Annotated in this window: 26 protein-coding genes; 9 read left to right on the forward strand and 17 right to left on the reverse strand. The window is 43.4% G+C overall.

Annotated elements, in window-relative coordinates:
- Positions 1-104: 104 nt before the first annotated feature.
- The 8 genes from metK to C511_RS0100800 all read right to left on the reverse strand — a co-directional run bounded on the left by metK (position 105) and on the right by C511_RS0100800 (position 6,800).
- Positions 105-1,397 carry a methionine adenosyltransferase gene (gene metK, locus C511_RS0100765; protein ID WP_024995968.1) on the reverse strand — a complete coding sequence of 431 codons (1,293 nt, stop codon included), beginning with the start codon at positions 1,395-1,397 and terminating at the stop codon, positions 105-107.
- A 225-nt stretch (positions 1,398-1,622) separates the two neighbouring features.
- Positions 1,623-2,087, reverse strand: coding sequence for a 2-amino-4-hydroxy-6-hydroxymethyldihydropteridine diphosphokinase (gene folK / locus C511_RS0100770; protein ID WP_024995967.1), 465 nt, complete (start codon positions 2,085-2,087; stop codon positions 1,623-1,625).
- Positions 2,088-2,099: 12 nt separating this feature from the next.
- Positions 2,100-3,155, reverse strand: a complete 1,056-nt coding sequence (gene queA, locus C511_RS0100775; RefSeq protein ID WP_024995966.1) for a tRNA preQ1(34) S-adenosylmethionine ribosyltransferase-isomerase QueA — start codon at positions 3,153-3,155, stop codon at positions 2,100-2,102.
- Positions 3,156-3,166: 11 nt separating this feature from the next.
- Positions 3,167-3,877 (reverse strand): tRNA pseudouridine(55) synthase TruB, encoded by a 711-nt coding sequence (gene truB, locus C511_RS0100780; protein WP_024995965.1) that lies wholly within the window; start codon positions 3,875-3,877, stop codon positions 3,167-3,169.
- A complete protein-coding gene (locus C511_RS0100785; protein WP_024995964.1) occupies positions 3,877-4,767 on the reverse strand; it encodes an undecaprenyl-diphosphate phosphatase in 891 nt (296 codons plus the stop codon). The genes truB and C511_RS0100785 overlap by 1 nt, the downstream gene beginning before the upstream one ends.
- Positions 4,768-4,770: 3 nt before the next feature.
- Entirely contained in the window at positions 4,771-5,004 is a 234-nt protein-coding gene (locus C511_RS0100790) for a DUF3098 domain-containing protein (protein WP_024995963.1), read from the reverse strand.
- A gap of 15 nt (positions 5,005-5,019) precedes the next feature.
- Entirely contained in the window at positions 5,020-5,901 is an 882-nt protein-coding gene (locus tag C511_RS0100795; RefSeq protein ID WP_024995962.1) for a cell division protein FtsX, read from the reverse strand.
- Positions 5,901-6,800 (reverse strand): class I SAM-dependent methyltransferase, encoded by a 900-nt coding sequence (locus tag C511_RS0100800; protein WP_024995961.1) that lies wholly within the window; start codon positions 6,798-6,800, stop codon positions 5,901-5,903. Before C511_RS0100800 ends, C511_RS0100795 begins: the two co-directional genes overlap by 1 nt.
- Positions 6,801-6,988: 188 nt before the next feature.
- On the opposite strand from C511_RS0100800, the gene C511_RS15950 reads away from it, so the two are divergent.
- Positions 6,989-7,180 (forward strand): PspC domain-containing protein, encoded by a 192-nt coding sequence (locus C511_RS15950; protein WP_034781116.1) that lies wholly within the window; start codon positions 6,989-6,991, stop codon positions 7,178-7,180.
- A gap of 70 nt (positions 7,181-7,250) precedes the next feature.
- Here C511_RS15950 and miaB read toward each other — a convergent pair whose 3' ends face one another.
- Complete coding sequence (gene miaB / locus C511_RS0100810) at positions 7,251-8,621, reverse strand: tRNA (N6-isopentenyl adenosine(37)-C2)-methylthiotransferase MiaB (RefSeq protein WP_024995959.1); 1,371 nt, start codon at positions 8,619-8,621, stop codon at positions 7,251-7,253.
- A gap of 355 nt (positions 8,622-8,976) precedes the next feature.
- On the opposite strand from miaB, the gene C511_RS0100815 reads away from it, so the two are divergent.
- Both C511_RS0100815 and C511_RS0100820 read left to right on the forward strand, forming a co-directional pair.
- A complete protein-coding gene (locus tag C511_RS0100815; RefSeq protein WP_027317651.1) occupies positions 8,977-9,390 on the forward strand; it encodes a hypothetical protein in 414 nt (137 codons plus the stop codon).
- A 35-nt stretch (positions 9,391-9,425) separates the two neighbouring features.
- Entirely contained in the window at positions 9,426-10,922 is a 1,497-nt protein-coding gene (locus tag C511_RS0100820) for an acetyl-CoA hydrolase/transferase family protein (RefSeq protein ID WP_024995957.1), read from the forward strand.
- Between the two features lie 70 nt (positions 10,923-10,992).
- Here the strand turns inward: C511_RS0100820 and dacB are convergent, their stop codons facing one another.
- Genes dacB through C511_RS0100835 form a run of 3 tightly spaced genes read right to left on the reverse strand, consistent with a single transcriptional unit; the run spans position 10,993 to position 14,179 of the window.
- Positions 10,993-12,399, reverse strand: a complete 1,407-nt coding sequence (dacB, locus tag C511_RS0100825) for a D-alanyl-D-alanine carboxypeptidase/D-alanyl-D-alanine endopeptidase (protein ID WP_024995956.1) — start codon at positions 12,397-12,399, stop codon at positions 10,993-10,995.
- Between the two features lie 25 nt (positions 12,400-12,424).
- Positions 12,425-13,768, reverse strand: coding sequence for a dihydrolipoyl dehydrogenase (gene lpdA, locus C511_RS0100830; protein WP_024995955.1), 1,344 nt, complete (start codon positions 13,766-13,768; stop codon positions 12,425-12,427).
- Positions 13,769-13,780: 12 nt separating this feature from the next.
- On the reverse strand, positions 13,781-14,179 hold the full coding sequence (locus tag C511_RS0100835) for a PH domain-containing protein (protein WP_027317652.1): 399 nt from the start codon (positions 14,177-14,179) through the stop codon (positions 13,781-13,783).
- 185 nt (positions 14,180-14,364) lie between these two features.
- On the opposite strand from C511_RS0100835, the gene nadB reads away from it, so the two are divergent.
- Positions 14,365-15,936 carry an L-aspartate oxidase gene (nadB, locus tag C511_RS0100840; protein WP_027317653.1) on the forward strand — a complete coding sequence of 524 codons (1,572 nt, stop codon included), beginning with the start codon at positions 14,365-14,367 and terminating at the stop codon, positions 15,934-15,936.
- 514 nt (positions 15,937-16,450) lie between these two features.
- Here nadB and C511_RS15955 read toward each other — a convergent pair.
- The 3 genes from C511_RS15955 to C511_RS0100860 are packed head-to-tail and all read right to left on the reverse strand — an operon-like array spanning position 16,451 to position 19,280.
- The gene (locus tag C511_RS15955) at positions 16,451-16,906 is read right to left on the reverse strand and encodes a very short patch repair endonuclease (protein ID WP_024995952.1); all 456 of its coding nucleotides are present in this window, start codon (positions 16,904-16,906) and stop codon (positions 16,451-16,453) included.
- Complete coding sequence (locus C511_RS15960) at positions 16,870-17,934, reverse strand: hypothetical protein (protein ID WP_154657443.1); 1,065 nt, start codon at positions 17,932-17,934, stop codon at positions 16,870-16,872. The genes C511_RS15955 and C511_RS15960 overlap by 37 nt, the downstream gene beginning before the upstream one ends.
- Positions 17,935-17,936: 2 nt before the next feature.
- Positions 17,937-19,280 carry a DNA cytosine methyltransferase gene (locus C511_RS0100860; RefSeq protein ID WP_226992452.1) on the reverse strand — a complete coding sequence of 448 codons (1,344 nt, stop codon included), beginning with the start codon at positions 19,278-19,280 and terminating at the stop codon, positions 17,937-17,939.
- A 1,095-nt stretch (positions 19,281-20,375) separates the two neighbouring features.
- On the opposite strand from C511_RS0100860, the gene C511_RS0100865 reads away from it, so the two are divergent.
- Positions 20,376-20,978, forward strand: a complete 603-nt coding sequence (locus C511_RS0100865; protein ID WP_024995518.1) for a hypothetical protein — start codon at positions 20,376-20,378, stop codon at positions 20,976-20,978.
- A gap of 67 nt (positions 20,979-21,045) precedes the next feature.
- Complete coding sequence (gene dnaB, locus C511_RS0100870; protein ID WP_024995517.1) at positions 21,046-22,428, forward strand: replicative DNA helicase; 1,383 nt, start codon at positions 21,046-21,048, stop codon at positions 22,426-22,428.
- Positions 22,429-22,509: 81 nt separating this feature from the next.
- Here the strand turns inward: dnaB and C511_RS0100875 are convergent, their stop codons facing one another.
- Positions 22,510-22,737: a DUF4248 domain-containing protein gene (locus tag C511_RS0100875; RefSeq protein WP_027317654.1), complete on the reverse strand. Its 228-nt coding sequence runs from the start codon at positions 22,735-22,737 to the stop codon at positions 22,510-22,512.
- Between the two features lie 241 nt (positions 22,738-22,978).
- Here C511_RS0100875 and C511_RS15965 point away from each other — a divergent pair, with 241 nt between their 5' ends.
- From C511_RS15965 to C511_RS0100890, 3 genes are all read left to right on the forward strand, one after another.
- Entirely contained in the window at positions 22,979-23,467 is a 489-nt protein-coding gene (locus C511_RS15965; protein WP_024995515.1) for an HU family DNA-binding protein, read from the forward strand.
- Between the two features lie 98 nt (positions 23,468-23,565).
- Positions 23,566-23,838, forward strand: a complete 273-nt coding sequence (locus C511_RS0100885; protein ID WP_034781127.1) for a hypothetical protein — start codon at positions 23,566-23,568, stop codon at positions 23,836-23,838.
- 5 nt (positions 23,839-23,843) lie between these two features.
- Complete coding sequence (locus tag C511_RS0100890; protein ID WP_024995513.1) at positions 23,844-24,293, forward strand: N-acetylmuramoyl-L-alanine amidase; 450 nt, start codon at positions 23,844-23,846, stop codon at positions 24,291-24,293.
- A 70-nt stretch (positions 24,294-24,363) separates the two neighbouring features.
- Here C511_RS0100890 and C511_RS0100895 read toward each other — a convergent pair whose 3' ends face one another.
- On the reverse strand, positions 24,364-25,548 hold the full coding sequence (locus C511_RS0100895) for a dicarboxylate/amino acid:cation symporter (protein WP_034781131.1): 1,185 nt from the start codon (positions 25,546-25,548) through the stop codon (positions 24,364-24,366).
- Positions 25,549-25,721 lie beyond the last annotated feature (173 nt).

Below are 25,721 nucleotides of genomic sequence, written 5' to 3' on the forward strand. Positions count from 1 at the left end.
TATTTATTTCCATCATTAAAAAGACGGAAGGTCATCCACACTGTTATATAAAACAACAGGTTGAACAACCTTCCTATAAATAAATAGCTGTAAAGCTACGCTGATTACAATCCGAAAGCGGCTTTGATTTTATCTACGTAATCGAGTTTCTCCCACGTAAACAATTCAACTTCCATTACTTTATCTGACAGATAGCGGGAATGGAAATGTTTGGTAACCATTTGTGGTTCGCGTCCCATGTGCCCATAAGCAGCAGTTTCACTGTAGATAGGGTTACGAAGTTTCAAACGATCTTCAATAGCCTTAGGACGGAGGTCAAATAACTCGTCAACTTTTCTAGCAATATCACCATCGGTCATTTTTACATTACTGCGTCCGTATGTATTGACATAGATATTGATTGGGCGAGCCACACCAATGGCATAAGAAACCTGAACAAGTACCTCATCGGAAACACCGGCAGCCACTAAATTCTTAGCAATGTGACGGGCAGCATAAGCAGCACTGCGATCCACCTTACTTGGGTCTTTACCAGAAAAAGCACCACCACCATGAGCACCTTTACCACCATACGTATCAACGATGATTTTTCTACCTGTCAATCCCGTATCACCGTGAGGGCCACCAATAACAAATTTACCGGTAGGGTTCACATGATACGTAATATCCTCATTGAATAAGGCCAATATCTTTTCGTTGTTGATAGAAGCAATAACACGAGGCATCAGCACCTCAATCACATCTTTACGTATCACAGCAAGCATCTCTTCATCAGCTTTCAACTGAGCTTCAGCAGAAGCATCAACAGGCTGTACAAAGTCGTCATGCTGAGTTGAAACAACAATGGTATCAATCCTAACAGGTTGTCCGTTGTCATTATATTCAATCGTAACCTGGCTCTTAGAATCCGGACGAAGATAAGTCATTTCTTTACCCTCACGACGTACATCAGCCAATACTTGAAGTATGCGATGAGCCAAATCAAGCGACAAAGGCATGTAATTCTCAGTTTCGTTTGTTGCGTAACCAAACATCATTCCTTGGTCACCCGCCCCCTGATTCATTGGGTCTTCGCGTTCTACGCCACGATTTATATCTGCGCTCTGCTCATGAATAGCAGAGAATACACCACATGAGTTTCCTTCAAACATATATTCTCCTTTGGTGTAACCAATGCGATTGATCACATTTCTGGCCACTTCCTGCAGATCCACATATGCTTCAGATTTCACTTCTCCCGCCAGCACTACCTGTCCGGTAGTAACCAAGGTTTCGCAAGCTACTTTTGAACTGGCGTCATAAGCCAACAGCTCATCAAGTACAGCGTCCGATATTTGATCGGCCACTTTGTCGGGGTGCCCTTCAGACACCGATTCGGATGTGAATAAATATCCCATAACAAATTTATGAATTGATAATGATAATCTTTGAAATGGTGACAAGGAAGAGTAGAAGTGCAAAAGCAGAGGAATGTTGTTTAGCATTTTTTTCTGTGGTTGCAAGCTACTCAAATCTTTCCACATTTCATTTCAGGTTGCAAAGATAAAGATTATAACTAAACAATCATATATCTTATTTATAATAAATCCAAAAAAGAAGAATAAATAACAGAGGGATAAGCGTCAGGATATCTTTTTGAGTAATTCCGCCATGGTAGAATGCAGAACAGGATGCTTCAAGTCGGGAGCAATTTGAGCCAAAGGTTCCATTACAAAAACACGCTGATTCATAAGTGGATGCGGAAGTACAAGCTGAGGGGTTTCCATTATTAAAGCGTCATAGAGCAATAAATCAATATCCATAATACGATCACTGTATATGCCGTCTGAAGACTTAGCAGTTCGCCCCATACAGACCTCAATCTGTTTAGTTTGGTGAAGTAAATCGAGTGGCAGCAAATCAGTCTCCACACACAACACCGCATTCAGGAAACTATTGACCGACTCAAACCCCCAAGGTTCAGAATTATAAAAAGCAGACAAGGACACAACACTCCCTATCTGCTTTTCAATGTACAGTATGGCGGAATGAAGATTTTGTTCTTTGTCGCCTAAATTAGTGCCCAAGCCCAAATATACTTTCGCCATAACAAGCTCATATCAATCAATGATAAGCATGGCATCCCCATACGTACCAAAACGATAATCTTCTTTCAATGCTACGTGGTAAGCCTCCATTACCTGATCATAACCTCCAAATGCAGCTACAATCATCAGCAAAGTAGAAAGCGGCATATGAAAATTAGAGACCATACTATTAGCCACAGTAAAATCATAAGGAGGGAAGATGAATTTATTGGTCCAGCCTTCAAAAACCTTCAAGTGTCCATCCGTACTAACAGCACTTTCAACTGCACGCATCACTGTAGTACCGACAGCACAAACTCTTCGACCTTCATCTTTAGCACGATTCACTATGGCAACTGCCTCCTCGCCTACCTGCATCTGTTCAGAATCCATCTTATGTTTGGTAAGATCCTCCACGTCAATGTCACGGAAGTTACCCAGTCCGGCATGCATCGTAACGAACGCAAAATCAATCCCCTTGATTTCAAGGCGTTTCATCAACTCACGACTAAAGTGCAAGTTAGCTGTTGGAGCAGTTACGGCCCCTTCTTTACGTGCAAATATAGACTGAAAACGTTCCGCATCTTCTTCTTCAACGGGACGTTTGATAATGGTGTGCGGAAGCGGAGTTTCTCCTAATGCATAAAGTGCCTTTTTGAACTCCTCGTGGGGACCGTCATACAAAAAGCGAAGCGTACGCCCGCGTGACGTTGTATTATCTATCACCTCAGCCACCATTGAATCATCTTCACCGAAATAAAGTTTGTTACCGATGCGTATTTTACGTGCCGGATCAACCAATACATCCCACAATCTAAGCTCTTCGTTTAGTTCACGCAATAAGAACACTTCAATGCGAGCTCCCGTCTTCTCCTTGTTTCCGTACAACCGGGCCGGGAACACTTTGGTATCATTAAAGATGAACACATCTTTATCATCAAAATAGCCCAAAATATCTTTAAACACTTTGTGCTCAATCTCACCTGTAGTTTTATGTAACACCATCAGGCGTGACTCATCTCTATACTTTGCAGGATACAAAGCAATCTTCTCCTCAGGCAGCTTAAATTTAAATTGTGACAGTTTCATATATACGCTTTTTAGTCATTTTTATTTTCTTCATCAATACTCTGTTGCTCAAGCCATTCTACAAAACACTCAGGGTCCAAACAATGTTCTAGCGTGACCTCACCTACCCGGGTACGAATAAGTCCGGTAAGATGCGCACCGCTCTGAAGCGCTTCTCCTATATCCCTGGCCAAAGCACGAATGTAAGTACCTTTGCTACATACAACCCTGATTTTAATTTCGGGCAAATTACACTCCAGCAACTCAATTTCATCAATAACCAATGTTTTGGGCTTGAGCTCCACTTCTTTCCCTTTTCGCGCCAGTTCGTAAGCTCTGGCCCCATCAACTTTACAAGCCGAGAAAGCCGGTGGTATCTGTTGAATCTCACCCAAAAACCGAGAAAGAGTTTCTGCAACCATCTCCGGAGTTATGTGTTCCGTTGGGTAAGTAGCATCGATTTCTTTCTCTAAATCATACGAAGGCGTTGTTGCTCCCAAGCATATCGTTGCAATATACTCTTTAGTCTGATATTGAAACTCCTCTATTCTTTTGGTCGCCTTCCCGGTACAGATAATCATCACACCCGTTGCCAACGGATCAAGAGTACCGGCGTGCCCCACTTTTAATTTCTTCACTTTTATTTTTCTACTCAACTGAGTGCGTACTCTCGCAACCAGATTGAATGACGTCCACCTTAATGGCTTATTAAAATAAAGTACTTCTCCTTCTGTAAAATTCATCAAACAATTTCTAAATTATAACCAAACATCAACATCACTAAAATAATTCCTCCCACTATAATACGATAGTAGCCAAAAGCTTTGAATCCATATTTGGTTACAAAGCTGATAAAAAACTTGATGGCCAACAATGCCACAACAAATGCCACGATGTTCCCAATAATCAATGCTCCCATATTATCAGCCAGAATCTGCATACCTCCTGTAGTAAATAACTTATAGACCTTGTAAGCAGTGGCGGCAAACATCGTTGGAACGGCCAGAAAGAAAGAGAACTCTGCTGCCGCTTTGCGCGTCATTTTTTGTGTCATCCCTCCCACTATGGTAGCCATGGAACGAGACACTCCCGGTATCATGGCGACACATTGAAACAAACCAATTTTGAAAGCTCGTTTCTCTGTTAGTTCTGTCTGCTCTTCCTGATTCACAAAAATCTGATCGCAGAAAAGCATGAATATTCCACCCAAGACAAGCATTACCGCAACAACAGCCACACTCTCCAACATCTCGTCAATCTTATCACTGAAAAGCAAGCCGAAAAAGGCAGCAGGAAGAAAAGCAACCAGCAGCTTCCAGTAGAAATCAAATTTATACAATATGCGCTTTCCGTAAACCAGCATTTTTTGCGTTGCCGACAGTCCGCTTACTCCCTCATTATCAAAGACAGTACACGTATTCAGTTTGAAAAAACGCTTCCAATAAAGACACACAACTGATAAAATAGCACCAAACTGAATAATTACAGTAAATGCCTTCACAAATTCAGTGCTTTGTACCCCCAGCATATTTTGGGCTATAATCATGTGACCGGTCGACGAAACCGGCAAAAATTCAGTCAATCCTTCTACAATAGCTATAATAATAGTCTGTAAAATAGTCAAATCACCCATTCCTTATTCTTTTATTTTAGGCTTACGCAACACAGCGTAGATCATAAAAATAAAACCCAGGAAGCAGACAACGGGTGCTACCTTAATTCTTCGAACACTAAAAATATCAGGCTCAAAAGCCGATTCTGTGGAAGAAGGACCTGTCATCAACAGAAATCCAAGAATAACAACCACCATGCCGACAGCCAACAGAATGAAATTGGTTTTGTCGAAAGCAAATTTTTGTTTATCCGCCATTTTATTATCGTTTTATTAAATGTAGTACAATGAACCGGCTTTCATTCTCAGGTACTTATTAATAGACAAATAAGCACAGAAGAAAGTGATAAGCACCCCAAAAACCAACACAGAAAGAGCCACCAATACCATCACATTGGGAGTTATGACCCGTATCAATTCGGGCTCATAAGAAACTAACCAATACGCTGTTCCCATTAAAATAGAATCGGCAATGATTGCCGCAAGTATCCCGCTCCAAATGTTTCGAAGCAAAAAGGGTTTACGTATAAATGCCCAGCTTGCTCCTACCAGCTTCATCGTGTGAATAAGGAATCGTTTGGAATAGATAGCCAGACGTATGGTGTTATTGATTAATGCAAAAGATATAAAGGTAAGCACAACAGCCAACGCAAGAAGAACCAGACTTATGTTTTTGATGTTTTCATTCACCGCATCTATCAGATCTTTCTGGTAAAGCACTTCCTGAATATTCGTATTTTTCTTTATCACCTTTTCAATTTTTGCAATACTGTCGGAATTGGCATAATCCGAGTGCAACTTAATCTCGATAGAAGCAGTAAAAGGATTATAGCCCAGAAACTCTTCCGGATTGGTTCCCATCGCTTCGGACTGCTCCTTCAAAGCCTGCTTCTTTGATATATAAACAGACTCCTTCACAAAAGGCTCCTCATTCAAACGCTTCTGCAGTTTCAATATATCCGACTCCTTCATCTCATCGCTTACCAACACAGAAAAGTTTATGTTTTCACGAACATAAACCGATAGATTGTTGGCAGCCAATACAAAGAAAACAACTAACCCTAACAATAACAACACCAACATAGTACTGATGCTGGATGTTACAAACTGCATATCGAAAAATGGAATCGAATTATTTTTGCTTTTACTCTTCATTATCTTTTCTTCCTGAAAATATATATCATGGAACTACTTCTCTCTTTTTTTGCCAACGAACTAAACCAAGCCATGGTACCCGTCAGCAATCCTCTTACAAAAGGCATCGAATTACCTTTGTTCTTTTCACTAAGCATGGACACATAGAAAGCATCGAAAGGCATCGGGTGGCGGGCAGCCAGAATAAAGCCGTTTTTCGCACCCCATTGCTGCATGGTGGCCGGTGTAAAATGCCATAAATGACGCGGAACATCATACGCCGCCCAATGTTCGCCATACTTCTTCGCATCATAAGAATCACAATTGGGAACCGCGACCACAAGTATGCCACGCTCAGAAAGCAAATCAGACAAGCGCTCCCACGTATTTTGTAAATTCTGCAAATGCTCCATGACGTGCCAAAGTGTAATCACATCAAAACTCGCATCCGGAAAATCGAGTAAAGCCTCTTCGCTTTTTACATCCAGATTAAAATGCTCTTTGGCAAATGAACGAGCCGACGGACTTTTTTCAACGGCTTCCACTTGCCAGCCACGCAGATACATGGCATTGGCAAAATAACCGGTACCCGTACCGATATCTAAGATTCGTCCCGAGCGTCGGTGCGATTCTTTCATCACCAGTTGCGCTTTCTTAGAAAGCATATAAGAACGTACATAATGATATATACGGTTCATAAATCCTTTTCGGGTATCTGTATGCGAAATATAATCCGGGGTTTCATAATATCTCCCAATCTCTTTCTCATCGGGAAATTCATGAGTAAAAATAAAACCGCACTGTTCACACCTGCCTAAATCGAACGATTCAGAAGAGGCATAAAAATCAGTACAATTCTTGAAGTGATTTATGTTTGTGCTTCCGCACAGCGGACAAGCATTTATTCTGACTTTATTCATTAGTTTTATATCAAATTTGAAAGTAACCCTTGACTATAAGCTACAATACACCCTAATTTGGTGCAAATAAACAAATAAAATATGACCTTATCGGCATTCGTTAAGGTCTTTTAATATTATAAAGCCTTTAAAAAAGACATTTTATCTATACATTTGGAAATTAACATCACCTAACATACAAATATATCATGAACAAGTCACTAACAAAATCGAGCAACAAGGTTATTGCCGGCGTGTGCGGCGGATTAGCTGAATATTTTGGAATGGATTATACCGTGACACGGCTCATCTATGCTCTGCTTACTATTTTTACAGCCTTTGCAGGAGGAATTATTTACATCATCTTGTGGATTATAATGCCTGAAAATTACCGGAAATAAGACATTACAACGAGGGCTATCTCACTTACAACAAATGAGATAGCCCCGTTTTATGTTATCCAACCGAGTATTACACAGCCAAAGGCTCACCTTTGAGCGTGGCTGAACTGGCTTCTGTTATAACGACTTGAACAAAATCGCCTATTTTATGATTGGCTCTGTCGAACACAACCACCTTGTTTTGTTCCGTACGGCCAAACAACTGTTCGCGCGAACGCTTTGAAACCCCTTCAACCAGTACTTCATACGTTTTGCCTACACACTTTTGATTGGCTTCGAGCGACAAACGGTTTTGCAGAGCAATGATCTCATTCAACCGGGCCACCTTGATTTCCTCAGGTACATCATCGACCAACTTCTTCGAAGCATACGTTCCGGGCCGTTCGGAATATTTAAACATGAAAGCAGAATCGTACCCGCATTCTTCCATCAGTGAAAGAGAAAGCCGGTGATCTTCATCCGTTTCAGAATGGAAACCGGAGAAAATATCGGTAGTCAGTCCACAATCCGGAATGATTCTTTTAATAGCCTGAACACGTTCCAGGTACCACTCGCGCGTATATTTACGATTCATCAGTTTCAGGATGCGTGAACTACCGCTTTGCACAGGCAAATGAATGTGCTTACATACGTTGGGCACATCGGCTATCACCTGTAACGTTTCGTCACTCATATCTTTGGGATGCGAAGTCGTGAAGCGAATGCGCGCACCGGGAGCAGCTTCTGCTACGATACGTAATAACATGGGGAATGTCACGGTGCGCTCACCATCCTCAAACTGATAAGAATTCACATTCTGGCCCAGCAGTGTAATTTCTTTATACCCTTTTGTTATTAAATCCCGAACCTCATTCAAGATACTGGAAACATCCCTGCTTCGTTCGCGACCTCTTGTGTAAGGAACAATGCAATACGTACAAAAATTATTGCAGCCCCTCATAATAGACACAAAGCCGGAGATGTGATTGCCACAAATACGCGAAGGAATAACCTCCCGATAAGTCTCCGTAGTAGAAAGCTCAACATTGATAGCCTTCTCACCCGTTTCAACAGCAGCCACTAAATCGGGCAGGGTTAAATACGCATCAGGACCCACCACCAAATCAACATGATGTTTTTCAATCAGTTCATCCTTCACACGTTCCGCCATACAACCCAAAACACCTACTATCAAGTGCTTTTTTTTCTTCTTCAATGCATAGAAGTGTTCCAGGCGATTTAAAATTTTCTGCTCTGCATTATCGCGAATCGAGCACGTGTTCATAAACACCGCATCGGCCTCATCGAGCGATTCGGCAACCGAATAACCCGCCATCTGCATTACAGAAGCAATCACCTCGCTATCGGCCACATTCATTTGACAGCCATAAGTCTCAATAAACAACTTTTTGTTGTCTTCTACAGTTGCAGATTTAAAGTCTGCTCCCGTCAATTCGTTCATAATTTTATGTATTTTAATGTGAGGCTGCAAAGATAACATATTTTTTGAACGAAACAGACATGCGCAAGCCTACAAAAATTCGCATGATCTATTTGTCTAACGAATAGTAAAAGCCCTATTTCTTGTTACAGATTATAATTAATGTTAATCAAATACTATCTTTTCATTAAAATACTTGCTTTTTATAATTCAAATTTACATTTTTGTGAGATGAAAGAAACATTAGATTTTTTCATAGTTAAGGTTTAGGTTAAAAAAACTAAGGGGAGCTGTGAAGCTGCCCTTTTTTCATGCTAAAACATTGGTAATAATCAGATTAAATGCCTACCTTTGGCGCGTATTTAGAAAAATCGTTATGGAAGATTTCCTACAATTTCTAGTGATCATAGGCGTTATAGTTATTGGAATCATCAGGCAGGCCAACAAAAACAAGGCTGGCAAACAACCTGATGCGACTCCACGTATCCCTTCGGGCCAAGAAAAAGAGACAATGGAAACTCGTCCTATATTCCCCACTAATGGAGAACAGTGGTTCCCCACACAAACATTTCCTGCTCACAGAACAGAATCATCAGAAATAAAAGTGAGCAAAATGAAAAAGCAAAAAACTTTTAAGCAATCCACTTCACCACCTCCTGAAAAAAGAATTGATGAAATTCAAGAAGTCTCCCGGCAACCGGAAATCGGGGAGAACGATTTTAGCCTTAATTCCGCAGAAGATGCGAGAAAAGCTATTATCTGGTCAGAAATACTTCGAAGGAAATATTAAAAAATAATTTAAACAAAGAAAATATACTATTATTTATGTCATTTAACTTTATTAGCGCAGCTGAAGCTGCAAGCCTTGTAAAACATGGCTACAACATCGGGCTAAGCGGATTTACTCCCGCTGGTACGCCCAAAGCCGTTACGGCAGAAATAGCAAAAATAGCAGAAGAGGAACACGCAAAAGGTAATCCCTTTCAAATTGGGATTTTCACAGGAGCATCTACCGGTGATTCTTGTGACGGAGTACTTTCTCGAGTTAAGGCAATTCGTTACCGTGCCCCTTACACAACAAATAAAGATTTTAGAACTGCGGTCAACAACGGTGAGATAGCCTACAACGACATTCACTTGTCGCAGATGGCACAAGAAGTACGTTACGGCTTCATGGGAAAAGTCAACGTGGCTATCATTGAAGCTTGCGAAGTGACTGCCGACGGAAAGATCTACCTTACAGCTGCCGGAGGTATTGCTCCTACAGTTTGTCGCCTGGCCGATCAAATTATTGTTGAATTAAACAGCGCTCACAGCAAAAACATGATGGGCATGCACGACGTTTACGAGCCGCTTGACCCTCCTTACCGTCGTGAAATCCCTATTTATAAACCCAGCGATCGAATCGGACTGCCATACATTCAGGTTGATCCGAAAAAGATTATCGGCGTGGTTGAAGTGAACAAACCCGACGAAGCCAGATCATTCGCGGCAGCCGATCCTTTGACGGACAAAATCGGCCAGAATGTAGCCGACTTCCTGGCAGCCGACATGAAACGTGGCGTGATCCCTTCTACATTCCTTCCTTTACAGTCGGGTGTAGGCAACATCGCAAACGCTGTTTTAGGTGCATTGGGAAGAGACAAAACCATCCCTGCATTCGAAATGTACACAGAAGTTATTCAAGATTCAGTGATTGCACTGATGAGAGAAGGCCGCATCAAATTTGGAAGTACCTGCTCATTGACAGTAACCAACGACTGTCTGCAAGGCATTTATGATGATATCGACTTCTTCCGCGACAAACTGATTCTTCGTCCGTCTGAAATATCAAACAATCCGGAAGTAGTAAGACGTTTGGGACTTATCTCAATCAACACAGCTATCGAAGCCGACATATATGGCAATATCAATTCTACCCATATCGGTGGAACCAAGATGATGAACGGAATTGGCGGTTCGGGCGATTTCACTCGTAACGCCTTCATTTCCATCTTCACATGTCCTTCTGTTGCAAAAGACGGAAAGATCAGCTCCATTGTTCCTATGGTTTCTCACCAAGACCACAGCGAGCACTCAGTAAACATCTTAATTACCGAACAAGGAGTTGCCGACCTCCGCGGTAAGAGCCCTGTTGAAAGAGCTCAAGCCATCATTGAGAACTGTGCTCACCCCGATTACAAAGAAATTCTTTGGGATTACATGAAGCTATCGGGCAAAGGACAAACTCCTCACTGCGTACAGGCCGCTTTGGGCATGCATGCAGCACTCAATCGCACGGGCGATATGAAAAATGTAAATTGGGCTGACTTTGCCAAATAAATAAAAAGTTAAGCACACACACTTCGGGCGGCTCCTTGCTTTGTAACTTCAAAGTAAGAGCCGCCCGAATTTATTTGAGCGAACAAAGCAGCTCACACAGCTTATCCTGGAAGCTCCGCGCAGCCTTTCCATTCAAAACCTGTTGATTCATAATCACGAAAGCTATCTCATGGCCGTTATCGGCTTTCAAATAGCCGGCCAGGGTACTGACACCCGACACCGTTCCCGTTTTAGCACGAACATTACCGTAAGCCTTCCCACCTTTCATTCTGTATTTCAGCGTACCATCCACCCCGGCAATGGGCAGCGCATCAAAGACCTCCTTATATATCTCCGGTTTGGAATGAGCATATTTCAGAAACGCCAGCATTAACTCAGGGCTCACATAATTATACAAAGACACACCCGATCCATCGTGAATTTCATATTGTTCGGGCCGATACCCCAATTCCCTGATCAAATCACGGATAACCTGCACCGACTCTTTCGCTGTGGTACGGCACGTGTCACACCCCTTTTGCCAAGCACCCAGATGATAAAACAAAGCCTCAGCCGCTAAGTTGTCACTCTCCTTGAGAGCCCGGTGCAGCACATCAGTGGTAGCATGCGCTTTCTCAACCAGCAAGAAAGCATCCGGTGGAGTCACTTTAAAGCCACCCAACCGCTTTATAGTCATATCCTGATCATGAGCCCGCTCACGAAACGTGTGCATAAAAAAGTCGGCCGGGCGAGATATCGTCATTTTCTCGTTCAAAGCATTCAGCGAGCCCCCCTGTATGACCAAGTCATTCTTTCCATTCATCCAATCGCGGGAGACAGAGAACTTGCCGGTCTCCGAATTAGTTGTCAGGTTCTCCACCGTGTAGAAAGAAGAACGAGGAACCACAGTAACATGATTCACTCCTTTCTTATAAGGAACAACAGACACATCCACGCATCCCTTGTGAAACATAAGCGGAGAAAGCATCGGCTGAAAGTCATAAGGAGCATCGTCCCAGCACCAACCCTCACCATAGAACAACGAGTCCGAGAAAGAAACATCCCCGTAAAGTTTTCCCTTCACCTTTCTCACCCCCCTGGCTTTGAGCGATGCAACCAGCTCATCCATATCCGCATCCATGAATTCAGAATCAAAGCGCCCCTTCACAAACATATTGCCGTGTAAAACACCATCGTCATCAAGCTCCCCCTGTCCGTACACAGACGTGGCAAAGCGGGCAGACGTATTCATGCGTGCCAGGTGCGTGATGGACGTAATCAGCTTCAGCGTGGAAGCCGGACGAGCCGTTTTCTGTTCCCTATACGTGTAGAGCGACACGCTGTCAGTCAAATCAAACACCGCAATTCCAACATCAGATACCTTCAACAAATCATCCTGAAGCAACTGCTCCATCTGCGCGGTCAGCGTTTGCTGCGCACCCAACGAAGAAAGGCACAGCCAGAAAACAAACACCAAAAAAGACCTCTTTCTTTTCATTCCCTATCAATCAACCAAACAATACCTACATTAAAACCTCCTTAAAGATTTCGCTCACCGTAGGGTGAGGAAACACCACCCTCTTCCATTCATCGGCTTTTAACCCCATTTGAATAGCCATTGCAGCCAACGCAATCAGCTCCGAAGCAGGGTTTCCCAACAAGTGCGCTCCCAACACACTACCGTCGGAGGACAGAATCAGTTTGCACAAACCGCTTACCGCCTCGTTCTCAGCAACAAACCGGCCGGAATACGTCATGGGCATCTTCCTAACCACATAATCAATTCCTGCTTTCATGGCAGCCTCTTCCGTGTAACCCACACCCGCAAATTCAGGATTCGAATACACCACTCCCGGTATGGCCCGGTACGACATGCTGTGCGACTTCCCCAATAAGCTATGAGCAGCCACCTCCGCTTCGCGAACAGCCGTATGCGCCAAAAGAGAAAAGCCGGTTAAGTCGCCACAAACATACACAGAAGGAATGCTCGTCTGCATGCAAGGATTCACCAGCGGATACCCTTGCTTCGTCACCTCCAGATTCAGATTCTCCAAACCGAACCCCTTAACAACAGGCCGCCTGCCCACGCTCAGCAACAGCTTTTCCGAAGCAACCGGCTGAACACCGTCCTCTTCGAACTCAACCACCACTTCCCCGTCGGCCTCTTTCACCGCTACAACCTTACGGCTCAGCAAGAAAGAAACCCCTTTCTTGGAGTACTCTTCCCTCAACAACGCCGCCAGTTCCCGATCCATGCCGCTCAATATTTCATCCATCATTTCAACCACCGTAACCTTCACGCCCAGCGAGTTGAAATAAGAAGCAAACTCCACGCCAATGACCCCACCGCCTAAAATAGTCAGCGAGCGGGGCAGCTCTTTCACCTCCAGCGCCTCCTTGTGGATCCAGTAAGGAACCCGGTCGACACCCGGAATGGGAGGAACGAACGTTTCGGATCCCGTGCAAACAAGCAGATGCTCCGATTCGTACACCACTTCCCCGCACCGCACCCTGTTTTTATCAATAATGAATGCCTCACCGTTTATTACCTCAACACCCGCCTGTGCCAACCTCGACTTGATACCCAGCACCAATTTACGAACCACTTTCGACTTACGCGCCACCATCTTGCCTAAATCAAAAGAAGCCGTGCCGAACTCCACTCCGTACTTGGACGCCTGTCGCCCCGAGTCATACAGCTTTGCCGAATATAACAATGTTTTCGTCGGAATACACCCCTCATTCAAGCATACCCCGCCCAAATTACGCTTCTCAAATAACAGAACCTGCAAACCACCTGCAGCCAGTTTCTCCGCAGCAGTATACCCTGCCGGTCCGCCGCCTATAATAATCACATCATACTTCATAGATTATAAGATTTATGATTGAACAATTCGTTCGCGTATCAGTTGAATAAACTCCTTCTCCTTCACCGGGATCAGCGCCACATACTTATCATACCCCCAACGAATGAGCACAAAATGAGTCACCGAACAGTTGAACACAGTCATGGAACGTTTGCGCTCTATGGAAAGAATCTCCTCGATAGGAATGGTTCTTTTTTTGTAGAACCGCCCCTTTGCTATCACCAACAGCCCCTCCGCCGTAACGGTATAAGTAGTGTGTATCACACATTCAATCAATACCAGCAGCACAAGCGAAAAGAGCAACGCCCCAAGCGCCTGTTTATGCCAAACCAGATAAACCGTACAAACAGATACCAAAACCAGAAAAAGCAGATGATACCAGGTAATGCGGGCATGAAAAACACGATTCATAAGCTTATTTTTGCCGGCAAGTTAACCAAATTATGAATTAATGCCAACGAAAAGCACAATGAATAGACTATTTTAGTAGTTTTGCAACACAATAAACAATTGTTGATGGCTAATGCCGGGCAAAGGCAGATGCTCCGTCTGTCTGCTTCTGATACAATAACCTTCAACCAACAACTTGTAAGATCATGATTAAGAAATTCGATTTTCTGGTAATCGGTTCCGGAATTGCCGGTATGAGTTTTGCGCTGAAAGTGGCGCATAAGGGTAAAGTAGCGCTTATTTGCAAAACCGAGCTGGAAGAAGCTAACACGTACTACGCTCAAGGAGGTGTCGCTTCGGTTACCAATACGTTAGTAGATAATTTTGAGAAACATATTGAAGACACGATGATCGCGGGCGACTGGATCAGTGATCGTGCCGCCGTTGAGAAAGTAGTTCGTGAAGCGCCTGCTCAAATCAACGAGCTCATAAACTGGGGCGTTAACTTCGATAAAAATGATAAAGGAGAGTTCGACTTACACCGAGAAGGCGGCCACTCCGAATTCAGAATACTCCATCACAAAGACAATACCGGTGCCGAGATACAAGATAGTTTGATCAATGCCATTAAAAACCATCCAAACATCACGGTGTTTGAAAATCATTTCGCCATTGAAATATTAACCCAGCACCATCTGGGCATTGAAGTAACCCGGCAAACGCCCGATATTCAATGTTACGGTGCCTACATACTCGATCTGAAGAGCGGCAAAGTAGATACCTATTTATCCAAAATAACCCTCATGGCCACCGGAGGCGTGGGAGCTGTTTACCAAACAACCACCAACCCGCTTGTTGCCACAGGAGACGGTATTGCTATGGTGTATCGTGCCAAAGGTACCGTTAAAGACATGGAATTCGTACAGTTCCACCCTACCGCCCTCTTCCATCCGGGCGACCGTCCGTCGTTCCTGATCACAGAAGCCATGCGCGGTTACGGAGGCATACTACGTACCAAAGACGGCAAAGAATTCATGCAGAAGTACGACTCTCGTTTATCGTTGGCTCCACGCGACATTGTGGCCCGCGCCATAGACAATGAGATGAAGAACCGGGGAGACGACCACGTGTATCTGGACGTGACACACAAGGATGCAGAAGAAACCCGGAAGCACTTCCCCAACATCTATGAAAAGTGCATGAGCCTGGGCATCGATATAACGAAAGAATTTATTCCCGTAGCCCCTGCCGCCCATTACCTTTGCGGAGGAATTCAGGTAGACCTCAACAGCCAGTCATCCATCGAGAGACTTTATGCCGTAGGCGAATGCGCCTGCACCGGCTTGCACGGAGGCAATCGTTTGGCATCCAACTCACTGATTGAAGCCGTAGTCTATGCAGATGCAGCAGCACAGCATAGCCTCAACACGATAGACGAATACACCTACAACACCCGGATTCCCGAATGGAACGACGAAGGTACCCGTTCGCCCGAAGAGATGGTGCTGATCACCCAAAGCATGAAAGAGGTGAATCAAATAATGAGCGCCTACGTGGGCATTGTGCGGTCTGATTTACGTTTAAAACGAGCATGGGACCGACTGGATATCATTTACGAGGAAACCGAAAGCCTTTTTAAACGCAGCTTGGTATCTAAAGAAATTTGCGAGCTAAGAAATGTAATCAATGTAGGCTATTTGATTATGAGACAGGCCATTGAACGCAAAGAAAGCAGGGGATTGCACTACACCATTGATTATCCTCATGCTAAAAAATAAGGGTTAACCCATCAACCACAAGCATATTGAAGCCGTGACGAATGATCACGGCTTCAATACCTTATTCTATTCAAATGATAAGGTATATTACAATCTGTATAGCAAGAATCAATAACAAGTACAAAATGTGCTTTATTCTTCGTTTGATAAATGGCAATTGACCAATAATCAATAACCCAGTTAATATAGCCATTACCATAACCTGGCTATAATTCTTCTCTAGCGGATCCAGCGTAAATAGCAATGCGTAAATAATTGCTAATATGATTATTACGATTACGTATAACAGATCTCGCTTACTCTCATGATCAACATGCTTTTCCATAAATATAACGTTTTTCTATGCCTATAAATTAAATAGCAAGATCAAAAGTAGGTATTTACAAATAAAAAATGCCTTAGTCTTGTTACATGATTTATTACTGATGATACGACAAATGAATGATAAGTGCTAAGTTAAACTATATAACAGGCTTACTTACCAATCACTTGAAGGCAGAATTATGATTAAGAACTAAGGATTATTATTAGAAGATGGCTCCACTCGATATTTATCTAAGAAAAGCTTATTCAATAGATTATCTAAAGCTAAAAGTGTTGATTCTTTTTCGTGAGGTTTGAGTTGACATTCCCAAATTGTTATTACCTTCCAACCCATCGATAACAGTTTCTGTGTATTCTTAAAATCCCTTTCTTTATTATGTTTGATTTTGCTTGCCCAAAACTCCAAATTAGAGTGAGGCAAACGTCCATCTACCGCATGTCCATGCCAAAAACAGCCATGCACAAATATTACAACATTATATTTAGGAAGAACAATGTCGGGAGTTCCTGGAAGATGCTTAACATGTATTCGGTATCTATATCCTTTTGAGAACAAAAAACGACGAACCAACAATTCTGGTTTTGTATTCTTGCCTCTAATCTTGGCCATTACCTCTGACCTTTTCCCCTTTGTCCATATATCCATTCTAAATAGTTTTTTAAGGGAAACCCTCCTATGTACTTTTTAGATGCTATATCTATCAGATCTAACCATTGAGAAAATCGATCTGAATTAATAGATGTTTCCCAATAATAAGACAACTCTGCTTCTGTTAATTCGTTCATTAATACATTCGGTATTAAATCCATGAGATCCGCTATTCTTTTCACAACTTGAGGCACTCCGCTATATTCCTTACCTTCAAAATTAAGTAGAACAGTTCCCCCTGCAGAAAAATGATCTCTTAAACTGGCTGAGACATAACCTTTAGAGACCAAATATAGCATTAACCTTTTATATTTATCCCCATTTCCACCCAATAGCTCAGGGAAAAGGCAAAATGACTCACTCATTATTCTTTTCTTTTCATCCACATTTATTTGAGAAAAATCTGTAATGAAAAAATTAGAACGTTCATCTTCTCCTCCTAACCACCACGGTCTTTGACCATCTTTTTGTATTTTGCGATAATAGTCTAATACCTTTTGTATCGGGTTATCAATTCTCATCTCATCATAGGGTATTTTCATTTTATCAAAAATAGTCTCTCCAGCCTCTAATTGCATGTTTATTAGATAACGTGGAGAATGAGTCACAACTACGTCAGACAGGCACTCTTCATAAGGTTTACATATAAAGTCAATAGGATCACATAATTTTCCAAACAACATGAAAATACGTTCAACACCAGCCACTCGAGTACCTTCCGCCACGCTACTACCGGTTGAAGTCCAGTTTGGAGACTTTGATGTTTTTACTTCTATACCGTAGTAGTCTTTAGCGACAATATCCGGAAACCGTCCACCCGACCATTTTACAATGGATCCGTCAAAACATGTACCTCGAGCATGATCTTTAAGAATATCAACCGTCACATCCTCGAGCTTCGTGCCTCCTAAATCAAGGTACTTACAGGGATCTTTTTTAGAATTAGACCTAAGAGTTTCCGTCATTTGAGATATCAAAAACTGAAAATCTTCTATTGGAGGAACCGGATTTTCTAATACTACCATAATCAATCAAAATAAATATTCCATAAAAGCTCTAATCTCTTTGCAATATGATATGCAAGTAAAGGAGGAACAGCATTGCCTATAATTTTATAAGCAGCTGAAGCACTTAACAAAAAACGCAATCTTTTTTTATCGCTAGGTATCACAAAATCATAGTCTAGAGGGAATGTTTGAATAATAGCGCACTCCCTAGGCGTAAGCCTTCTTTCACTAAAACCATTACGCAAATCATCAACATAGACTCCTCCATGCTCCGTAGAAAGTCTTCTGAATTCAATATTTCCGTGATGTTCAGATCTTATTGTTGGTCCCAATCCATTAAGATTAATCTCTTTTTGTCCTTGACAATGTATTCCCATAAATTTCGCTTTAGAAAAAAATCTTTGAGAATAGTCTTTCGTTTTCTCTGGCTCATCCAACAGCCTAAAAACATCCTTCAACTTTACCGGTTGAACTAGATCTGCCCCAACAGCTGTATAAGCATGGGTTGGCTTGGGGTATGGATTGTACTCATCAGGAATAACATCTTGAGTAAGCGCTTTTAAAGCATCCTTGGAGAGAGCATCTTTTCTTATGCCTATAAAAATCACTCTCTCTCTTGTTTGGGGAACACCATAATTAGCCGCATGAAGAACTTTTGGAGAAAGAACAATATATCCATTCCCATCTGCAGAAGAAAAGTCTTTTTGTATGATCTCCTTAACTCCTTCCAGATTGGTTAGTCCTTTTACATTTTCTGCAATAAATATTTTAGGTTTAGTGATTTCAACAACCTCTTTCATCCAATAATATAATTTCCCCCTTGTTTCCTCACTCGCTATTTCATGAGTAATGATTTTACCTTTATGGTCCTTGTGCGAATTGAAGCCATTCCTCTTTCCTGCTACACTAAAATCTTGACATGGGAATCCCCCTGTTACAATATCAACATTTTCAGGAAATATTGGAACCCCTGATTTATGCATTTTCACTAATTCAACAATGCTTTCTTTACGAAAAACATGATTGCTATAACCCTTTTTAGAGAAATATGATGACCATGCAACATATGCCTCATTTAAAATATCATTGGCAAATACAGTATGAAAACGAGTAGATTTTAATTTTACGAAATAATCATCGACCTCTTTTTCTATATAAGACGAACCCGACGGTATCATTTCTTTAAAAACATTGAAGCCACCCTCAAATCCAAGATCCATCCCTCCACAGCCGGAAAAAAGAGACACGACATTCAAATCCTTGCCTTCTATTAATTTCTGACTCGGCATATTAAAAATAATTGGAATTTGTTCCTTCAATTTATTTTCTACGTTATTATCAATCTCAGATATATCGTAATTCATTTTAATGTTTTAAATTTATGTATGGACAAATATACTGGATTAAATCGAATATTCATAATCTGTACTCGCCGAAAAACCAATCCACATTTCAACATTTGCACAAAATATAGCAACAAGGAAATATAGAAGGTATATGAATAAAAGGAAATAAATAAATTATCAATTTAAATTTCTTATTCTCATTCAAAACTTCTATTTTTACACCATCTCATTAACCAAGTGTTAAAGGAGTTACGGGACCGGCAACGGTCCTTGTTTTTTTATAAGTTTGCAAAACTAAGATTTATATTTTCAACAGAACAAATCATTGAAAGGTGATTAATTTGCAAAGCTAAATAAAGGAAACGTAACTAAACTAGCTGCAAATTACAACAAGCTATCAAGACAACAAATCACCATATTATTTCCTCCCCAACAATTAAAAATCCTACACCAACTTTTTAAAATTCTAGGCGTAGAAATAAAAATCGTAGGCGAACAATAAAATATTTATGGTAATTATATAAAACATAAATAACACGTTGCATATATAATGTGTAAAATCATCGTTTTTTGATAAAATATCAGTATAGCAATATTTTTCTTGCTAAAATAAATTGCATTTATAGTATTTATGTCAATTATTATATCTACATTTGCATTAACAAATGAAAAGCGTTATTGTTAATCTCATAAAATACTGTGCATGACTCTAAGAAAAACGGACTCTAAAACTATTTCAGACCGTCCATCTGTTAAGCTTCAAAAAGCATCTCACCTATATCTCAAAAACGCCCTGATCGTCATCAGCGATTGGCGGTACATTGATTCGTAAGAGAAATCATTACAGCGTGATTTGTCGACTCAACCAAAACTCAACCCGAATCTTCTTATCTATATTTTTAATATAATATTAATATATTGTGGCTGAAAGAGAGGCTGAAATGAATTTTAATTACATTCATAAATCACTGATATTCAATTGATTAAAAGCATATTTTGAGGGGCTGAAAGAGAGGCTGAAAATTTTCGGTTATTTATTTCAACAAAATTAGGCATGCGGAAACCCGCTTGTACAGCCTGATTCAGCCCTTAACACATTTAAAATCTCTATCTATGGATTCTATCGACAGCAAAGAGCCCGCCAAGGGCTACCTGCTTTTTCAAAAAGAGTTGCTCGAAGTGCTTAGAAAGCTCAGCGACAAACCGCTCACCGAGCGGGAGGCCTCCTTCGTCATGTTTTTCAAGGCCAACTACAAAGACGAGATCCTCGAGATCAATCGTCAAAAGGTGCTCTGCAGAAGGGGCGAATCGGTCCTCAGCAAAAGCAGTTGGGCCAAAGTATTCAATTGGCCATTGGGCAAAACCCGCTACTTCTTCAAGAAGCTGGTGGATTTGCAACTGATTGCCATTGTGCCCCATCGCAACCTGTTTCACATCCGCTTGCTGCATTATCCTCAGTGGAACAAGCCCGCGGGGATAAGTGCCGAACAAGACGATGCGCAGTTTCAGGAGTTCTGGGACAAGTACCACGAAACCACGCAGATGCGCAAGACCAATGTGGCACGGGCAAAGCGGGAATGGGCGTTGCTCACCCCGCAGGAGAAGGAGCTGGCAGTGGAGGAGATCGACACGTACTTCTACTACCTCACCGACACCCGCTATTGCAAGCAGGCGGTCAATTACCTCAAAGACAAAACGTTTTTAGACGAAGACTAAACAAACGGGCAAGACCCGATGACTTCCTCTGAATCAATATTCATTTTCAATCTAAAAATTTAGTATCATGAATCAACCTCAATCCATTGAAATGGAAGAGGCTGTGCTAAGCGCATGCCTCATTGAAACCACGGCTATGTCGATGGTCAGTAACAAACTCCGTGCAGAGATGTTCTACGATCCCAAACACCAGAAGGTGTTCGAGGCTTTGCAGCACATGTACGCCGCCGGCACGGCCATAGACATTCTCACCGTAACCGAAGAGCTTCGCAAAAGGGGGCAGATTGACGAGATAGGCGGCGCATACTTCGTGGTGCAGCTCAGTTCGCACGTGGCCAGTTCGGCTCACTTGGCCTACCACGTCAACGTGGTGCACGAGAAGTTTGTGAGGCGGCAGATGATTCTGGGCTTCAACAAGCTCTTTGCCCTGGCGGCCGACGACACGATGGATCTGGACGAAACCATGCGGGAAGCGCATGAACTGCTCGACAGCATCGAGAGTGAGTTCGGATGCAAGTCGCATTTGAGGGAGATGGATGTGCTGATGTCCGACACCATGCGGGAGGCGCAAGGGCGTATCAGCAACAACCGGAACGGAATTACGGGAATCCCCACCGGCTTGTCGGAGCTCGACAAGATAACTGCCGGATGGCAAAAGGGGGATCTGAACATCATAGCCGCTCGTCCGTCGGTAGGAAAAACAGCCGTTGCCCTGCACATGGCCAAGGCGGCAGCGCTTTCGGGTTCGCAAACGGTGGTGTATAGCATCGAGATGGCAGGCGAACGATTGGGCGACCGGTTGATTCTATCGCATGCGCAGATCGGGGCCGACCAGTGGAAAACGGGACAGCTCAACGAACAGGAACTGGGTGTGGCGCAAGCGGCGGTCAGCAACTTGTCGCAGTTACCCATGCGGGTGGACGATACCGGTTCGGCGGGCATGGATTACATCCGGACCAGCGCGCGCATGCTGCACAGCAAGGGGTTGTGCGACATTGTGTTCATCGATTATTTGCAGTTGTGCCAGATGAAGGCCGACAAGTACACCCGCAACCGCGAACAGGAGGTGGCGCAGGCGGCTCACAAGGCCAAGATGCTGGCGCGTGAGCTGAACATTCCGGTGGTTTTGCTCAGTCAGCTGAACCGGGAATCGGAGAATCGCCCGGGGCGCAAGCCGATGTTATCGGATCTTCGGGAGAGTGGTGCCATTGAGCAGGATGCGGATTTGGTGATGTTGTTGTTTCGCCCGGCTATGGCGCAGTTACCAACCGATAAAGAGAGCGGTTATCCGTCCGACGGGTTGGGCATTGTCATCGTTGCCAAGCACCGTAACGGGCAAACAGGCAACGTATATTTCGGTCACAACCCCAGCATGACGTGTATCGGTGATTACGTGCCGCCTATTGAATGGATGCAAAGAAACAGTAGGCAGATTGCGAAAAAGGAGTAAAGTAGCACAGCGGGGCTTAAAACAGCTTTAGCGGGCATTTAAAGAAAAGGGATGTATTACATCACAAAAAAGGGGAGCCAATTACGGTTCCCCTAAATGTTCCACAATCAGCTCCACCTGGCGACGGGTGAAATAGTGGTCGTTTTTCCCTTCTCTGCCGCTGTAAAGCGCATCATACAAGTCTTCGTTTTTGCGTATCCAGTTACGCAGTTTGCGCATGGCCGACTCCACGGGCAACCCCGGATTGTACAAATGGGCCAAGATGCCTTTGTGGTAGGCTCGCACCCTGAACGGTTCGTCTTCTTTCATCAGTTTATCTTATTGGTTTACTCCTGTAAATTTACATATTTACGGGCATAAAAACAAGTTTTTGGACTGAAAACTAAGGCTTTTCATCAAATAAAAACAATGCACGGTTTAAGTGGTAAAGTACGGTAAAAAGGCTTTTGAGCAGGTTGTATCTTTGTTGTACCGGAGCGGGAAACAGGGTTGGCAAGCAGCCCGGATCCGCGTTTCGGAAAAGAGTATTAATCATTTAATTTATTACAACATGAGTGTACCTGTTACAGTAGTGGCCCGAAAAAATCCTGCCAAGCAGAACGAGCCCGAAAAGTTTTATGCCATGGCCCAGGCGGCGGGCGAAATGAATTTCCGCAGTTTGTGCAAAGATGCCTCTGAAGGCTGCACGGTGATGCGTGCCGATATCGCAGCAGTGCTCTACGCACTGATCGATAGCATGATGAAGAGCCTGGCCAAAGGAGAGATTGTGCGCTTCGGCGACTTCGGCAGCTTCCAGGTAGGGGTAAGCAGCACGGGAGTGGAAAAGAAGGATGATTTCAGTGCCAATCAGGTGAAGGGCGCGCACATCATTTTCCGTCCGGGTATTGACCTCACGGAGATGATCAAGACGCTGACCTTCAAGAAGAAGACAGTGGGCAAGGTGGTAGCCGAGAATGAGTTGCCGGGTGAGAATACGGGTGGCAATACCGGAGGAAACACCGGAGGCAATACGGGTGATGATGATGATCCTAATGGATAATTTGTTAACCAATAGTAGCGGATGTGCAAACGTCCGTTACTTACTTGTCTGTATTTAAGAATATACGTATTTTGTTTAATCTATAAGGATAATTGAATATGAAAACCATTATTTTTAAAGTTTTGGAGTGTATCAAGGTGATTCTTCCGTTTTTCGTAAAAACGAATAAAAAGGACAGCAAGGAGTTTAGCGACCTCATCAAGGGGCAGTACGAGTTCCTGGTGGCTCAGCTGGAGAAGGTGCTCAAAGATTACTTTGAGACCAGTGAAAAGGTGCGTGAGATGCACACCGAGCTATTCGCCTTGAAAACGCAGCTGGCGGCAGCGCTGGCGCAGCAGTGTGCGGCCAAGGAGTGTTCATCCAGAATGTAGGCGGCATGAGACACATTGACCTGATTGTGATTCACTGTTCGGCCACGCGCGAAGACCGCACCTATTCCGAGCATGATCTGGATACGGATCACCGTCGCCGGGGCTTCAAGGGTGCGGGTTATCACTTTTACGTTCGCAAGGACGGTAAGATAGTCACCACTCGTCCGCTGGAGCAGGTAGGTGCGCATGCGCGGGGTTACAACGCCAACAGCATCGGCATCTGCTACGAGGGAGGGCTCGACAGCCGGGGCATGCCCAAAGACACACGAACCTGTCATCAGAAGCATTCGCTGCGGGTATTGGTGCGCACGTTGTTGATTGATTATCCGCTCAGCCGGGTATGCGGGCATCGGGATTTAAGTCCGGATCTGAACCACAACGGCGAAGTTGAACCGGAGGAGTGGGTGAAGCAGTGCCCTTGTTTTGAGGGGAGCGAGGTTTTGGATAAAGACTAAATAAGGAATGCTGGTTCAATACGAATCAGCATTCCTTATTTGCATACAAAAGAAGTACAAAAAACAGGCTTTATATAGAGCTCACGTTATCAGGAGCCTCCCCCTTTACAAACCGGTTGACAATGAGTGCCAATGCGCCATCACCGGTTACGTTGCAGGCAGTACCAAAGCTATCTTGCAAAGCAAAAATGGTTATCAGCAAGGCGGTGCCCGCTTCATCGAATCCCAGAACGGAAATAACAATGCCCAATGAGGCCAGCACCGTGCCTCCGGGCACACCGGGCGCTCCTATGGCAAAGATGCCCAAAAGCAAAATAAACAGAATCATACTCGAAAGATCGGGTAGCGTGCCGTAAAGAATCTGGGAAACGGTCATCACCAGAAAAACTTCGGTGAGCACGGAACCGCACAGGTGTATGTTGGCAAACAACGGAATGGAGAAGTCGCTGATTTCTTTCCTGACAAGAGAGTTTTTACGCACGCACTGAAGGGCAACGCCCAATGTAGCGGCCGATGACATGGTTCCCAGCGCCGTTACGTATGCCGGACCGTAGTGTTTCAACACTTCCCAACCATTTTTACGGGCATATAGGGAGGCGGCGGTGTACAGAACAAAGAGCCACACGTAGTGACAGACTATCGCAATGAGAATAACGGCTGCGAATACGGGCAACTGGGTGGTGATTGCTCCCTCGTAGCTCAATACGCTGAAGTTGGCGGCAATGAAAAATGGAAGAACGGGCAACAGAATGCGTTGTACCAACAAAATAACCATCTGCTGAAAGGAGTCGAGCAGGTTGACAATTTCCTTGCTTTTGACCCAAGCGGCCGACAAGCCCACAAAGATTGACAAGACCAGGGCAGTCATCACGTCCATCACAGGGGGGATCTTCAAGGTAAACGGAAGCTCGGGTAGTTCACGCAGGTTTTGAAGTTGGGAGGTTATGCTCAACTGGGGCAGGAACTCGTACCCTACGGCCATACCAAAGAATGCCGCTCCAATAGAGGAGATGTAGGCCAGTGCGAAGGTAAACAGCAGTACTTTGGAGGCATTGCTGTTTAAACGGGCAATGGAGAGTGACACAAAACCGAATATAATAAGGGGTACAAGGAAGAAGATGACTTGTCCGCCCACTTGCTTCACGGCCAAAGCAATCTTCATAACCGATGCATCGGCCAACGAACCGATGACGAGACCCGCCACAACTGCCAATAGCAGTTGAAAAATAAGGCTGGAAAGTATTTTCTTTATCATAAGTTTTATAGTGTAATATGTGGGTACAAAAGTAATCTTTTTGAATGAACCTCAACATGACACGTTTAAGTGATTTGCATACCACAAATGAGTGAATGCATAAAGAAGAGAAGGCCGTCTCCACACGGAGATAGCCTTCTCTCTTTTCAAACCTATAATATCAACCTATTAAA

Origin of the sequence: Bacteroides graminisolvens DSM 19988 = JCM 15093 (assembly GCF_000428125.1) — a bacterium.
Classification (GTDB): domain Bacteria; phylum Bacteroidota; class Bacteroidia; order Bacteroidales; family Bacteroidaceae; genus Bacteroides; species Bacteroides graminisolvens.